General features: G+C 44.9%; 14 protein-coding genes and 1 pseudogene. 7 read left to right on the forward strand and 8 right to left on the reverse strand.

Features of this window, described 5'->3' with window-relative positions:
* Nucleotides 1-14 precede the first annotated feature (14 nt).
* Nucleotides 15-1571, reverse strand: a complete 1557-nt coding sequence (locus tag Q5076_RS09245; protein ID WP_303012650.1) for a cytochrome ubiquinol oxidase subunit I — start codon at nucleotides 1569-1571, stop codon at nucleotides 15-17.
* Nucleotides 1572-1590: 19 nt separating this feature from the next.
* A complete protein-coding gene (locus Q5076_RS09250; RefSeq protein ID WP_303012652.1) occupies nucleotides 1591-1827 on the reverse strand; it encodes a DUF4492 domain-containing protein in 237 nt (78 codons plus the stop codon).
* 224 nt (nucleotides 1828-2051) lie between these two features.
* On the opposite strand from Q5076_RS09250, the gene Q5076_RS09255 reads away from it, so the two are divergent.
* From Q5076_RS09255 to Q5076_RS09285, 7 genes are all read left to right on the forward strand, one after another.
* A complete protein-coding gene (locus Q5076_RS09255) occupies nucleotides 2052-3443 on the forward strand; it encodes a TolC family protein (protein ID WP_303012654.1) in 1392 nt (463 codons plus the stop codon).
* Between the two features lie 77 nt (nucleotides 3444-3520).
* Nucleotides 3521-4741 (forward strand): efflux RND transporter periplasmic adaptor subunit, encoded by a 1221-nt coding sequence (locus Q5076_RS09260; RefSeq protein ID WP_303012656.1) that lies wholly within the window; start codon nucleotides 3521-3523, stop codon nucleotides 4739-4741.
* A 105-nt stretch (nucleotides 4742-4846) separates the two neighbouring features.
* Nucleotides 4847-5590, forward strand: coding sequence for an ABC transporter ATP-binding protein (locus tag Q5076_RS09265; protein ID WP_303012658.1), 744 nt, complete (start codon nucleotides 4847-4849; stop codon nucleotides 5588-5590).
* Between the two features lie 104 nt (nucleotides 5591-5694).
* The gene (locus tag Q5076_RS09270; protein WP_303012659.1) at nucleotides 5695-6915 is read left to right on the forward strand and encodes an ABC transporter permease; all 1221 of its coding nucleotides are present in this window, start codon (nucleotides 5695-5697) and stop codon (nucleotides 6913-6915) included.
* Nucleotides 6916-6933: 18 nt separating this feature from the next.
* Nucleotides 6934-7989, forward strand: a complete 1056-nt coding sequence (locus tag Q5076_RS09275; RefSeq protein WP_303012661.1) for a sensor histidine kinase — start codon at nucleotides 6934-6936, stop codon at nucleotides 7987-7989.
* A gap of 35 nt (nucleotides 7990-8024) precedes the next feature.
* Complete coding sequence (locus Q5076_RS09280; RefSeq protein WP_303012662.1) at nucleotides 8025-8723, forward strand: LytTR family DNA-binding domain-containing protein; 699 nt, start codon at nucleotides 8025-8027, stop codon at nucleotides 8721-8723.
* 416 nt (nucleotides 8724-9139) lie between these two features.
* Nucleotides 9140-9760, forward strand: coding sequence for a phage integrase SAM-like domain-containing protein (locus Q5076_RS09285; RefSeq protein ID WP_368389378.1), 621 nt, complete (start codon nucleotides 9140-9142; stop codon nucleotides 9758-9760).
* 39 nt (nucleotides 9761-9799) lie between these two features.
* Here the strand turns inward: Q5076_RS09285 and Q5076_RS09290 are convergent, their stop codons facing one another.
* The 6 genes and pseudogenes from Q5076_RS09290 to zwf all read right to left on the reverse strand — a co-directional run bounded on the left by Q5076_RS09290 (nucleotide 9800) and on the right by zwf (nucleotide 13993).
* Entirely contained in the window at nucleotides 9800-10177 is a 378-nt protein-coding gene (locus Q5076_RS09290) for a hypothetical protein (RefSeq protein WP_303012664.1), read from the reverse strand.
* A gap of 371 nt (nucleotides 10178-10548) precedes the next feature.
* Nucleotides 10549-10944: a type II toxin-antitoxin system HicB family antitoxin gene (locus Q5076_RS09295; RefSeq protein WP_303012666.1), complete on the reverse strand. Its 396-nt coding sequence runs from the start codon at nucleotides 10942-10944 to the stop codon at nucleotides 10549-10551.
* A gap of 96 nt (nucleotides 10945-11040) precedes the next feature.
* Complete coding sequence (locus Q5076_RS17890) at nucleotides 11041-11226, reverse strand: type II toxin-antitoxin system HicA family toxin (protein WP_005652458.1); 186 nt, start codon at nucleotides 11224-11226, stop codon at nucleotides 11041-11043.
* Nucleotides 11227-11352: 126 nt separating this feature from the next.
* A pseudogene (locus tag Q5076_RS09300) lies at nucleotides 11353-11584 on the reverse strand (sigma factor-like helix-turn-helix DNA-binding protein).
* A gap of 199 nt (nucleotides 11585-11783) precedes the next feature.
* On the reverse strand, nucleotides 11784-12500 hold the full coding sequence (gene pgl, locus Q5076_RS09305; protein ID WP_303012667.1) for a 6-phosphogluconolactonase: 717 nt from the start codon (nucleotides 12498-12500) through the stop codon (nucleotides 11784-11786).
* Nucleotides 12497-13993 carry a glucose-6-phosphate dehydrogenase gene (gene zwf / locus Q5076_RS09310; RefSeq protein ID WP_303012669.1) on the reverse strand — a complete coding sequence of 499 codons (1497 nt, stop codon included), beginning with the start codon at nucleotides 13991-13993 and terminating at the stop codon, nucleotides 12497-12499. The genes pgl and zwf overlap by 4 nt, the downstream gene beginning before the upstream one ends.

Genomic DNA, 13993 nt, shown 5'->3' on the forward strand with positions numbered 1-13993 from the left:
TTGCAGACAACGGTTTATGACAACTCATTCCCCGGCCCTTTCCTGATAGCTTTCACCATGATTCCTGCGCCTGCAATCAGCATGACCGTAAACAGGAACAGGAAAATAAAGAAGGTGGTCTGCACCGACCCTGTATCCAACTTGGATATGGCGACTGAGGTCGGGAGCATATCCCGGATTGCCCACGGCTGGCGCCCGCATTCGGCGACTATCCATCCGGCTTGTCCGGCGATGTATGCCAGAGGTATCGTCCACAAAGCAATCCGATGCATCCAACGCATTTTACTCAAATCTTTCTTGTAGACAAAGAAAAGGACGACGATAAAGAAAAGGATGAAATACCCGCCCAGAATGACCATCACACGGAAGGCGTAAAAATTCAGCGGAACATCCGGAACCAACTGGTTCACATCTTTAATATATCCATATCCGAAATAGGCGATGTTGTCCTGCAACACTTGGTATGCCGTCCGCGCATCTTCCTCGTTTCCCGCGCTCTTCGCCGCGCGATAGGCTGCCAACGCGCTGATGGCCGTCTTGCCCCGCTCAATCTTTTCCGCGGCGGAGAGAGCCGGCGTGCCGTCTTCCAACCGGTAACCGCCTTCTATGATATCCGCGATTCCCGGAACATAGGCATTCGCATCACGCCCGGCAAGAAAAGAGAGCATGCCGGGTATTTCAATACGGAAAAGAAAAGGCTCTTTCCCGTCGTCATAGGTTTCTTTCCCGGTATTCAAGACTCCGATTCCTACCAGCCCTACGTTTTCACCTCCTTCATACAATCCTTCGACGGCAGCAAGTTTCATCGGCTGTGTCCGGGCAATCTGGTAGCCGGAACCGTCGCCCGTCCAAACGGCAAGCAGAGAGGCGGCCAATCCGAAAATCGCACCTATTTTAATACTGGCAAGCGCAAACTCCCGGTTACGTTTCTTCAATAAGTACCAACAACTGACACCGACTACAAACACGCCGCCAAGCACCCAGCCGGACAATACCGTATGAAAGAACTTGTTGACGGCCACCGGCGAAGTAGCCACCGCCCAGAAGTCCACCATTTCGTTACGCACCGTATCCGGGTTAAATTCCATGCCTACCGGATGTTGCATCCATGCATTGGCAACGAGAATCCACCAAGCGGATATCGTGGCTCCCAAACCTGTCAGCCAGGTAGAAGCCAAATGGAAACGTTTGCTGACTTTCTCCCAACCGAAGAACATGACAGCGATAAAGGTGGCCTCCATAAAGAATGCCAGGATACCTTCTATGGCTAGCGGCGCGCCAAAAATATCACCGACAAACCAGGAATAATTGCTCCAGTTCGTGCCGAACTCGAATTCGAGAATCAATCCGGTCGCTACGCCGATGGCAAAATTAATGCCGAAGAGCTTCATCCAGAACTTGGCGGTCCGTTTCCAGAATTCATTGCCTGTCTTATAATATAAGGTCTCCATAATCCCCATCACCACCGCCAGACCGAGTGTAAGAGGAACAAAAATCCAATGGTACATAGCCGTCATCGCAAATTGGGCTCTTGACCAATCAATCAGCGAAGTGTCGATACTTTCAATCATAATTTATGCAGTTTAAGGGTTAAAATTCAACAGTCTTTTCCGGAAGGGCGCGCCGTATCAGTTCATTTCCCACATACGTCCCTTTATCGGCATCTGTGGAATGCCTGCCGAGGAAATCCGGAAAAAAGAAAAGTTTCAGGATGAAGAACATGACAAACAGTTTCAATAAGATGATAATCCATAAAGTACGTCCTAACGTCATACTACGGAAACCTTCCAAATAAAAGTTCCAAATGGAAAGCAGTGTATTTTTCATATCGCGACACTAAAATTTGTAATGAGTACAAATATACAATTTCTATAAATAAAACAAACAAATACCCTGAATTGTTGTAAGAATCCCTGTGTTTTTTCCGGAAAACCTGCCTATCGACAGAAAAAAATCATTTAACGGCGAAATAACGTAATCTGTCTATCGCTTTTGCCGTTCATATAATATGTACGTACCTTCGTTTCCGGTAAATTAATAGAAAAACAAGTATGATAAACGTAAGAAGATTGACAGTGATAGTATTTTTAGGCACAGGCATGCTGGCCGGCGTGGCTGCCCAAAACTCTTCGCTGCAGGCCGATACGCTGAGTGAGGCAAAGCTTCCCGACCAATGGGACTTGCAAACGTGTATTGACTATGCCCTTGAGCAGAATATCACAATCCGTAAAAACCGGGTTACTGCGGAAAGTACGCAGATTGACGTAAAGACGGCTAAGGCCGCCCTGTTTCCCAGCCTTTCGTTTTCTACCAGTCAGCAGGTAGTGAATCGCCCGTACCAGGAGTCAAGCAGCAGGGTGAGCGGCAATGAGATTATCAGCGCCAACAGCAAGACCAGTTATAACGGTAACTACGGCCTGAACGCTTCATGGACCATTTACAACGGCAGCAAACGGTTGAAGACTCTCAAACAGGAGAAATTGAACAATCAAGTGGCCGAACTGGATGTGGAGACGTCTGAAAACAGCATTCAGGAGTCTATCGCACAGGCTTACATCCAGATACTTTATGCGGCGGAATCTGTCCGGGTAAACGAGAATACGCTGCAAGTCTCCATCGCACAGCGTGACCGCGGGCAAGAGCTGCTGAACGCCGGGAGCATTGCCAAGAGCGATTTCGCACAACTGGAGGCGCAGGTCAGCACTGACCGTTATCAACTTGTCACAGCGCAAGCCACTTTGCAGGATTACAAATTACAACTTAAACAACTGCTTGAACTGGACGGGGAAAACGAGATGAATATTTATCTCCCTTCTTTGTCTGACGAGAATGTCTTGTCTCCGCTGCCCACGAAGAAGGATGTTTACGTAAACGCGCTCGCCACCCGTCCGGAGATTGAGGCAAGCAAACTGAACGTGAATGCTTCCGAACTGGAGATTGACATTGCCAAATCCGGCTATTTCCCGACAATCAGCCTCAGCGCGGGAATCGGTACGACGCACACCAGCGGCAGTGATTTCACTTTCGGCGAACAGGTGAAAAACGGATGGAACAATTCTATCGGCTTATCCGTGAGTGTTCCTATCTTTAACAACCGCCAGACGAAGAGTGCCATACAAAAAGCGAAGTTGCAGTACCAAACCAGCATGTTGTCTTTACTGGACGAACAGAAGGCCTTGTACAAGACAATCGAAGGTCTCTGGCTGGACGCCAACAGCGCGCAGCAACGTTATGCGGCAGCCAATGAAAAGCTGAAAAGCACGCAAATCAGTTATGACCTGATTAGCGAACAGTTCAACTTGGGAATGAAAAATACCGTAGAGCTTCTTACCGAGAAAAACAATTTGCTGCAGGCTCGGCAAGAGCAACTTCAAGCTAAGTATATGGCAATACTGAACACTCAGTTGTTGAAGTTCTACCAGGGAGAGAAACTGGCTTTATAATGGACAGATAAGCTTTGTAATTTCGCGACAGGAAATATATACCAGCATTATAAATAAGTAAAAAGCATAATAAACGAATGAAAACAAAAAAGATTATTCTAATCGCTGCGGCAGTCGTCGTTGTTGTGGGAGCGGGAATCTGGCTCTTCACCGGCTCACCCGCCAAGCACAAGGTCACGTATGCCACTACTACCGTCGGCAAAGGCGATATCTCGAATTCGGTGACTGCTACCGGAACGATTGAACCGGTGACGGAAGTAGAAGTGGGTACACAGGTGTCCGGTATCATTGACAAGATTTACGTAGATTATAATTCGGTAGTGACTCAAGGCCAGTTGATTGCCGAAATGGACCGGGTCACTCTGCAAAGCGAGCTGGCATCACAGCAGGCGGCTTATGACGGCGCAAAGGCCGAATTCGAATATCAGGAAAAGAATTACCAACGCAGCAAAGGGTTGCACGAGAAATCCATGATTAGCGACACGGATTATGAGGAGGCTCTCTATAATTACCAAAAAGCCAAAAGTAATTATGACAGCAGCAAGGCTGCCCTGGCAAAGGCTGAACGGAATCTTTCTTATGCTACGATTACATCGCCGATTAACGGTGTGGTAATCAGCCGGGATGTGGAAGCCGGCCAGACTGTCGCTTCCGGATTCGAGACTCCTACCCTTTTCACCATCGCGGCGGACTTGACGAAGATGCAGGTAGTGGCCGATGTGGATGAAGCTGACATAGGCGGCGTGGAAGAGGGACAGCGCGCTACTTTCACGGTAGACGCTTATCCGAATGACACATTCGAAGGGATTGTCACTCAAATCCGCCTGGGAGATTCAAGCAGTAGCAGCAGCACGACTACCAGCACCAGTACGGTGGTTACTTATGAGGTGGTTATCTCCGCTCATAACCCGGACCTGAAACTGAAACCGCGCCTGACAGCTAACATTACGATTTACACTCTTGACAAGAAGGGTGTGTTGTCTGTCCCGAACAAGGCTTTGCGGTTCACTCCGGAACAACCGCTAATCGGCAAGAACGATATCGTGAAAGATTGCGAAGGGGAACATAAGGTCTGGACACGCGAGGAAAATACGTTCACCGCCCACCCGGTAGAAATCGGAATCACGAACGGAATATCTACGGAGATTATCAGCGGCGTCAGTGAAGGGATGCGGATTATCACGGAAGCTACCGTCGGTGTGATGCCGGGCGAGTCTCCGGAAGCGGAAGCCGGTTCCGAAACGGGGGAAAGAAGCCCGTTCATGCCGGGCCCTCCGGGAAGTAAGAAGAAAAAATAATCATTCAATGTGCCGGTCTTGCCGTCTGCCGGCCTGTTATGTCACGGCCTCATCAGGCGATAGGAGGATTGGCGCGCCAACTGGCACATTAGCACATTATTTACAATGAAAAAAGTAATTGAACTTCAAAATATCAAACGTAACTTTCAGGTAGGGGAAGAAACCGTCCATGCGTTACGGGGAGTCTCGTTCACAATCAATGAGGGGGAGTTTGTCACTATCATGGGAACTTCCGGTTCGGGAAAGTCTACGCTGCTCAACACATTAGGCTGCCTGGACACTCCGACCAGCGGGGAATATTTCCTTGACGGAATCTCTGTCCGTACTATGAGCAAGTCTCAGCGTGCGATATTGAGAAACCGGAAAATCGGTTTTGTATTCCAGAACTATAACTTGCTTCCCAAGACGACGGCAGTGGAGAATGTGGAATTACCGTTAATGTACAACTCTTCCGTCAGCGCCGCCGAACGCCGCCGCCGGTCTATCGAGGCTTTACAGGCGGTGGGACTGGGAGACCGTTTGGAACATAAGTCCAACCAGATGTCCGGCGGGCAAATGCAACGTGTCGCCATCGCCCGCGCGTTGGTGAACAATCCTGCCGTTATTCTCGCCGACGAAGCTACCGGAAATCTCGACACCCGCACTTCTTTCGAGATACTTGTCTTGTTTCAGAAGCTGCACGCAGAAGGACGTACTATCATCTTCGTTACGCACAATCCTGAAATTGCGCAGTACAGCAGCCGGAACATCCGGTTGCGCGACGGTCATGTGATAGAGGATATCGTCAACAAGGATATTCTGTCAGCGGCCGAAGCGCTGGCGGCGTTACCGAAAAACGATGAGGATTAATAATTATTCAATACGCCGATATGCTGGCACGCCGGTTGCCTGCAGGGTAATATTGCCGGAAAAACCGGGAATCAGCATATTGGCATATCAGCAATTTATTCATTATGAATGGAACTAATTTATTTAAGATAGCTCTCCGGGCACTGGCGAACAATAAGCTACGCGCTTTTCTTACCATGCTCGGCATCATCATCGGTGTGGCTTCTGTCATCACGATGCTTGCCATCGGACAGGGTTCGAAGAAAAGTATCCAGCAGCAAATATCCGAGATGGGCTCGAACATGATAATGATTCATCCGGGAGCCGATATGCGGGGAGGGGTCCGGCAAGACCCTTCGGAGATGCAGACTTTAAAACTGACCGACTATGAGGCTCTGCGCGACGAGACGAGTTTCCTGTCTGCCATCAGTCCCAATGTTTCTTCGTCGGGACAGCTCATTGCCGGCAATAACAACTATCCCGCTTCTGTCAACGGAGTCGGGACCGAATATCTCGACATCCGCCAATTGACTGTCGAGAACGGGGAAATGTTCACGGAAGCCGATATCCAGAGCTCTGCCAAGGTATGTGTTATCGGAAAGACGATAGTAGATAATCTTTTCCCTGACGGAAGCGACCCGGTAGGAAAGATAATCCGTTTCAGCCAAGTACCGCTCCGCGTGGTAGGCGTACTCAAATCAAAAGGTTACAACTCTATGGGACAGGACCAGGATGCTATCGTGCTCGCGCCTTACACTACAGTCATGAAGCGTATGCTCGCCGTCACTTACCTGCAAGGTATTTTTGCCTCTGCCCTTACCGAGGATATGACTGATTATGCCACAGAGGAGATTACCGAGATTCTCCGCCGCAACCATAAGTTGAAGGAGTCGGATGACGATAATTTCACCATCCGCACGCAGCAGGAGTTAAGTACGATGTTAAACTCCACGACTGACCTGATGACGACTCTTCTTGCCTGTATCGCCGGCATTTCATTAGTGGTGGGAGGTATCGGAATCATGAATATCATGTATGTATCGGTTACGGAACGTACGCGGGAAATCGGACTCCGTATGTCTGTCGGGGCACGGGGTATCGATATTTTAAGCCAGTTCCTGATTGAAGCCATCCTGATTAGCATCACCGGCGGCATCATCGGAGTGGTTATCGGCTGCGGCGCCAGTTGGATTGTAAAAAGTGTGGCGCACTGGCCCATTTATATCCAGCCGTGGAGCGTATTCCTGTCTTTTGCCGTGTGTACCGTCACCGGAGTCTTTTTCGGATGGTATCCTGCAAAGAAAGCTGCAGATTTAGACCCGATAGAGGCGATTAGATACGAATAAACCACTATCTTTGTCTTTATGAAACAAACTCTTACATCCGCACGTCGTCCCCTGGAAATACTGATACATATTATCAGCTGGGGGATTATGTTCGGTTTCCCGTTCTTTTTCGTCGAACGCGGGAACGGGATTATCAACTGGCTGGCTTACGTGCGCCACGCAGCCGTGCCTTTATCTTTCATGATTGCGTTCTACACCAATTATTTTATTCTGGTTCCCCGCTATCTTTTTCAGAACCAGGCTAAAAAATATATCACTTACAACATTGTCTTATTATTGATTATCGGACTGTTGTTGCAACTCTGGCAAAACTTGACATTTGATCCGTCTATGGCGCCTAAACGTCAGGGAATGCCTCCGGGATGGCTGTTTTTTGCCAGGGATATGCTGAGCCTTGTTTTCACAATCGGATTGAGCGCGGCTATCCGCATGAGCGCCCGATGGACACAGAATGAGGCTGCCCGCAAGGAAGCGGAAAAGAGCCGTGCAGAAGCCGAACTGAAGAATTTACGCAACCAACTGAATCCGCATTTTCTGCTGAATACCCTGAACAATATTTATGCGTTGATTGCATTCGACTCGGATAAGGCGCAACAGGCTGTACAGGAATTGAGCAAACTGCTGCGATATGTTTTATATGACAACCAGCAGACATATGTTCCTTTATGCAAAGAGGTGGATTTTATCCGTAATTACATCGAGTTGATGCGTATTCGCCTGTCATCCAACGTGAAAATGACTACCCGATTTGATATTAAGCCCGACAGCCAGACGCTCATCGCCCCGCTTATTTTCATTTCTCTGATTGAGAATGCTTTTAAGCATGGCATCTCTCCCACTGAAACCAGTTTTATCAGTATCCGTATTTCGGAGAATGACAAAGAGGTGGTTTGCGAAATATGCAACAGCAATCATCCCAAGACGACGGAAGACAAGAGTGGTTCGGGGGTGGGACTAGAACAGGTCAGCCGCCGGCTGGAGATTTTATATCCGAAGGCATATACCTGGTCGAAGGGGGTCTCGAAGGACGGAAAGGTGTATGAATCGAGATTGAGTATCAGAATCGGGGAATAGACGGAATTGTCAAGTATTAAATAACAGATAGAATTATGGTGTTACGTTGTGCAATCGTAGATGATGAACCTTTAGCTCTCAGCCTGCTGGAGAGTTATGTTAATAAAACTCCGTTTCTGCAGCTTACCGGAAAGTATTCCAGCGCAGTCCAGGCTATGAAGGAGTTGCCGGGCGAAGAAGTGGACTTGCTTTTTCTGGATATCCAGATGCCGGAACTTAACGGACTGGAATTTTCCAAAATGGTAGATTCGCATACCCGGATTGTATTTACCACGGCTTTCGGCCAATATGCCATTGACGGTTATCGTGTCAACGCGCTCGATTATCTGTTAAAGCCTATCTCGTATGTGGATTTCCTGCAAGCAGCCAACAAAGCTCTCCAATGGTTCGAGCTGGTACAGAAACCGGAGGAGATTGACAGTATTTTCGTGAAAAGCGACTATAAGTTAGTGCAGGTGGAACTGAAGAAAATCATGTATATCGAAGGCCTGAAAGATTATATCAAAATTTATACAGAGGATGCTTCCAAACCGATTCTGTCATTAATGAGCATGAAAGCAATGGAGGAGCTTTTGCCGTCCAGCCGGTTCATCCGCGTACATCGCTCATTTATTGTACAGAAGGATAAAATACGTGTCATCGACCGCGGCCGCATCGTATTCGATAAAACTTATATCCCCATCAGCGACAGCTATAAACAAGTTTTTCAGACTTTCCTCGATGAAAGAAGCTAATGTTTAGCTATTTTATCGGCAAAAAAGAGAATTTTGTCGATTATAGTTTGCCAAAAGATGTTTTATATATACCTTTGCAACGAACAGAAAGGGATTGTGAAATTCCAAGAATAGAATAGTTTAGTTAAGTCTAGTTTAGTTTTTGTGTTGATAGCTCCCTCGTCGGCGGACGAACTAGGGAGCTATTTTTATATCTGATAATCAACTAATTACAGTATAAACCGAACTAAATTGTATTCATATTAGTAGCTATATATGAGACTCAAAACGTCACTTTTGACGCTATTTAATGGTCGAAAAATGGTCGGATTATGGTCGGAAAATAACCGTATTAAAATCTGATTATGAATAGATTACAGTAAAATAAATTTCGGATTATGGTCGAAAACCCCATTTTCCAATAAAAAACACAAATTATGGCTACATTATCGTTAATAATTATTCCCTCGAAAGTACTATCTGACAGAACACATAAAATAAGAATCAGAGTCGCACATAACTCTGATACAAGATTTATCACAACAGACATTGCGGTTCACGAAAACGAATTCAAGAACGGGAAAATAATACGACGTCCGGACAAGGATTTCCTTAATACTAAATTACAACAGCAATATAACATGTATTTTAAGCGATATATGGAACTTGAATACACCGATTCCCTGACCTGTGCACAATTAGTCAAAATGATAACTACTCCCCGAACAGGGGAAAAGCATCGTAAATTTGAGGACGTCGTAGATGAATGTCTTTCTCAAATTGACGAAGTAAATCGTACTGCTACGTACAAGCTCTACAAATTAGGGACAAACAAGTTTCTTCAATTCGTGGGACTTGGTTCTCTCATGGAGCATATCACTCCGATTCGAATAAACCAATACATATCATGGCTGACAAAAGCAAAGCTTTCGAGTACGGCAATCAACATCTATATTACACTTTTAAAGGTTGTCATCAACTATGCAATGAAAATGAGGTATGTCAGTTATGATGGATTGCGTGCTGTTGATAGAGAGGGTTACAAAACCAAGAGGTAGCCGAATAGCTACCTCTTCTTCGCTTTTCTTATTCAATCATCATTTTAATGCAAATTTACGCTTCACAAATAGCTTACTGCGTGTAAAGTCATGAAAATCAATTATTATTGCTAATTTCTTAACTTCTCTTTCATTTCGCAGATTCTTAATAACCTTTGTGAGGTCAGTATATTCAAAACGTAACCAATGGCAATAAAACTCTCTATCTATTATCCAAGGAATATCAGCATCTGTCCGCTCACCGCTCTTATGACAATCATATAAACGCTTAAGAATATTTTTCTCAAAATCCCATCGAGATACACACATCTGTTCCTCCGTAGTAATTACCTCTACTTCATATAGATATTCAAATACGTCTTTAACAGATACAAAAATTACTCCATCTTTTTCAATATACCCAATTTTCTTTGCCATAATGTTTAATTTTAAAGTTGCACAAACTTACTCATATCTCCGAGAATAGAACTTCTTGAACGATATAAATAAGTTAAATTAAATTATGAGCACATATTTTACACAACAATAAAAGAAGATAAACACAAAATAAAAGAGGCTGTCTCAAAATGAACTTGAGATGACCTTTAATTTTTTTAAAATCATACTTTGCTAAAACACGACATAACTATTTGTTTCTCAGTATAATAATTACAATATGAAATAATTATGACTTTCCGTATTCTCAATCTGCAGATTAATTCTTTCATAAAAAAGCTCCGAACCCTGATAAAGGAACGGAGCCTGTCTTTGTCTTAAAAACGGTCTCGCTTCACAGCGGTACACTATCTTTAAAAAGTAGCAACAGACAACTCTTTCGATATACGTTCTATTGCTACCCGTATCTTATCATATTGTTTTTGTCCAGCTACTGTAACCCCGGAAGTATATTGTCGCATCAATGAAGCATTGATACCTGCCAACTCTGCAACCTTAGTAACGTTCAGAAATGAAAAATAGTTGAAAAAAGACTGCATATCATATTTGTAGATAAACTCCAATTCCGGCACTTCCTTACCTTCTTCTGCCTGCATCTCCTTTATTTCCTCATACGCTTTCATCATATCCTCTTTGGCGGCTTCTGCCGTATCTCCATATCCAGCCAAACCAAAGCCGGGTAAATCTTCCTTGACAAAACATGAGTAATACCCATCACTCGCCTTTTCCATAATTACAGTTACTTTCATATCCATTGCCTTAAAATAAGAGTACGGCACTATTACCGTACCCTATTGTCCCAACTATTACAGCCTTCAACCATGAAGCGCAAAAGGTAAGGGGGATTACTCCCCCAAAAGAACCTTTCTCGCTTTACGTTCCATCCCGGTAGGTACTTCCTGTTTGCCATGCCTTGACAAAGCAAACTTGTTTCCCGTTTTAGGGCTGTACCAAATATCATGATTAGCCCCGTGCCTGAGAACGTAACAACCTGCTGCGGTAAGTTCCGCAAAAAACTGATTGTACTTCATTATTTAAAAGACCGTTTATTTAAGACGATACAAATATAGCGTTTTTGTTATAAAACGCCAAATAAGAACATAACTATTTTGCTATATTTATGAAAAATGTTATTTCCATACACTTTTAATCAGTCGTCAATACCCAATTTCATGAAGCAGAAACTTCCGACCGGAAGAAATACGACTCCTAACAGTGCCAACCGGCATGTTCAAGATTTCACTTATCTCATCATAAGAAATACACCCAGATTTCAGAGTTTTAAAACAATTAAACTTATCCCGGTTTTGAAGTAGTTTATCAGCCAAATCTTTTTGCTACATGAAATATCCAAGGATATATCTCTAATAAAGTTTTCTCAAAGTTCATCATCAATCTCTCTGATTATGTGTAAATTATTCCCGGCAAGACATCGCTTAGCATATTCTCGATGAATACGACTCTGCTCATACATTTCTTGAACGATGAACTCTATCGGCTCAACAAAAGTATATCTATCCCATTAAATAACAAAGTGACAATTATTTTTCTATTTCGGATAATTATATGACTATACGGTCACACTTAATTATTCCTTCATTTTATAGGATGCAGCTCCCCTATCCACAAACAGTTCGACATGCCGGGCATGATGAGCTATATAAGCCGCGGGACCAGTGTCTCCCGAATTACATATCTCCTCTACTACATCCGACTTATTTCTTCCGGTAATCAGGAAAATAACATGGCGGGCATTCAAAATAGGGTATCCGGTCATTGCAATACGTTTCTGTCCGTTACGGGGGTGCGTACTAACCACGTAACAAGAATTAGAAGTAAGCAAATTTTCCTGTCCGGGAAAAATGGAGGAGGTATGCCCGTCATCTCCGGCTCCCAGTAATACAATATCAAATTCAGGCCATCCTAACCTGTGAGGTACTTGTTGATATACCAATTCCGAGTATCGGGCAGCTTCCTTCACCGGTTTGGCTTCTCCGCGGATACGAAAAACATGAGTATAGGGAACGGGAACTATTCCGAGAAGCAAATTGCGCATCATTCCGTAATTGCTGTCCGAATCTTCAGGAGGAACACAACGTTCGTCCACCCAATAAATATTCATACGATGCCAGGGAGTTATGTCCAGATATTCATTTGCCCACAGGTCAAACATCAGGGCTGGAGTATTGCCGCCACTAAACGCTATATTAAACATTCTTTCCGGTTCTTCATTCATGAGTTCCACCAGACGAAGAATCAGGGCACGTGAGGTTTCGATAGATGAGGGAAAAACTGCAAGTTTCATAATTCACAATATTGGTCTGTATTTGTCAAATTCTTACAAGGATTCGTCCATTCAGCTCCATGCCCGCACATCATCGCTTCACTCTCAAGAGGCCCCCATGTTCCTACCGGATATCCGTAAAGAGGGGCATCGGGATTTTCATTCCAATAACGCAACACCGGGTCAAAAAAATTCCATGAGGCTTCTACCGCATCGCTTCGGGTGAACAACGTCGGGTCTCCCTGAATACAATCGTCTATCAGACGTGCATAAGCGTCTCCGCCCGGTATTCCTCCCAATTGCGCATAATTGAAATCCATCGTCACCTGGCGAACTTCAAAACCTGTACCGGGAACTTTCATTCCTATTTTCAACACAATTCCTTCATTGGGCTGTAAACGCAAAATCAACTTATTCGCCCGCGGACAGTTACCGCCGGAACAACGGAACATCTGATGGGGTGTCTCGCGAAAATGGACAACGATTTCCGTAACTTTCGTCGGCATTTGCTTACCGGTACGAATATAGAAAGGGACGCCGCTCCATCGCCAATTACTAATGCCTAACTTCATGGCGATGTAAGTTTCCGTGCGTGAATCGGGAGCGACTCCCTTTTCTTCACGATAACTTTTCTTGTTGCCGGAAGCCGTATATTGCCCGCGGACAATGTGTTCGTTCAGGTCTTCTTTATTCAGCGGAGTAAGAGATTCATAGACTTTTACTACTTCATTCCGAAAATTATCAGCATTAAAAACGGCAGGCGGCTCCATTGCCGTAAGAGCTACAAGCTGGATAAGATGGTTCTGCACCATGTCACGCAGAGCTCCCGCTGTCTCATAAAAACCGCCGCGTTGCTCGATGCCGAGATTTTCTACAGCCGTAATTTCTATATAATCAATATAATTCCGATTCCAAAGAGGCTCAAAGATACCATTGGCAAATCGGAAAGCAAGCACATTTTGTGCTGTTTCCTTTCCCAGGAAATGGTCGATACGATAAATCTGGTGCTCACTAAAAACGGAAGCGTAAATACGATTCAGTTCACGTGCCGACTCAAGATTATACCCGAAGGGCTTTTCGACAATTATACGTGAATAAGGGGTATTCAGCCCGGCGGCTTTCAAATGCAAAGGCACTACACCGTAAAGGGAAGGAGGAGTGGCAAGATAAAATAACAGATTACCAGGTGTGCCTCCCCCGGCCAGTTCTACTAAACGTTGCCGGAGCAATGGATATCCTTCTTCTTTTGCAGGGTCCATCGGCAAATATCGCAGATGGGAAACAAAAGATGCCATAGAGGAAATATCCCGTTTACCGGTCTCGACGAATCTTTGTAATTCTTCCAATATATAGGAACGATAATTTTCGTCGGAATAGATTGTACGTCCGATACCGAGTATGAAAAAATCTCCCGTGAGCCGCTTATCACGGAATAAGGAGTAAAGGACAGGCATCAGCTTACGTTTCGTCAAATCACCCGATGCGCCGAAAATAACCATTACGAATTTATCCAC

Source organism: uncultured Bacteroides sp. (assembly GCF_958445495.1).
Taxonomy (GTDB): Bacteria; Bacteroidota; Bacteroidia; order Bacteroidales; family Bacteroidaceae; genus Bacteroides.

What these genes read in the sequence shown, in the direction of transcription:
- Q5076_RS09245 (WP_303012650.1), bottom strand. Translation starts at nt 1,571, where the DNA reads ATGATTGAAAGTATCGACACTTCGCTGATTGATTGGTCAAGAGCCCAA.
- Q5076_RS09250 (WP_303012652.1), bottom strand. Translation starts at nt 1,827, where the DNA reads ATGAAAAATACACTGCTTTCCATTTGGAACTTTTATTTGGAAGGTTTC.
- Q5076_RS09255 (WP_303012654.1), top strand. Translation starts at nt 2,052, where the DNA reads ATGATAAACGTAAGAAGATTGACAGTGATAGTATTTTTAGGCACAGGC.
- Q5076_RS09260 (WP_303012656.1), top strand. Translation starts at nt 3,521, where the DNA reads ATGAAAACAAAAAAGATTATTCTAATCGCTGCGGCAGTCGTCGTTGTT.
- Q5076_RS09265 (WP_303012658.1), top strand. Translation starts at nt 4,847, where the DNA reads ATGAAAAAAGTAATTGAACTTCAAAATATCAAACGTAACTTTCAGGTA.
- Q5076_RS09270 (WP_303012659.1), top strand. Translation starts at nt 5,695, where the DNA reads ATGAATGGAACTAATTTATTTAAGATAGCTCTCCGGGCACTGGCGAAC.
- Q5076_RS09275 (WP_303012661.1), top strand. Translation starts at nt 6,934, where the DNA reads ATGAAACAAACTCTTACATCCGCACGTCGTCCCCTGGAAATACTGATA.
- Q5076_RS09280 (WP_303012662.1), top strand. Translation starts at nt 8,025, where the DNA reads ATGGTGTTACGTTGTGCAATCGTAGATGATGAACCTTTAGCTCTCAGC.
- Q5076_RS09285 (WP_368389378.1), top strand. Translation starts at nt 9,140, where the DNA reads ATGGCTACATTATCGTTAATAATTATTCCCTCGAAAGTACTATCTGAC.
- Q5076_RS09290 (WP_303012664.1), bottom strand. Translation starts at nt 10,177, where the DNA reads ATGGCAAAGAAAATTGGGTATATTGAAAAAGATGGAGTAATTTTTGTA.
- Q5076_RS09295 (WP_303012666.1), bottom strand. Translation starts at nt 10,944, where the DNA reads ATGAAAGTAACTGTAATTATGGAAAAGGCGAGTGATGGGTATTACTCA.
- Q5076_RS17890 (WP_005652458.1), bottom strand. Translation starts at nt 11,226, where the DNA reads ATGAAGTACAATCAGTTTTTTGCGGAACTTACCGCAGCAGGTTGTTAC.
- pgl (WP_303012667.1), bottom strand. Translation starts at nt 12,500, where the DNA reads ATGAAACTTGCAGTTTTTCCCTCATCTATCGAAACCTCACGTGCCCTG.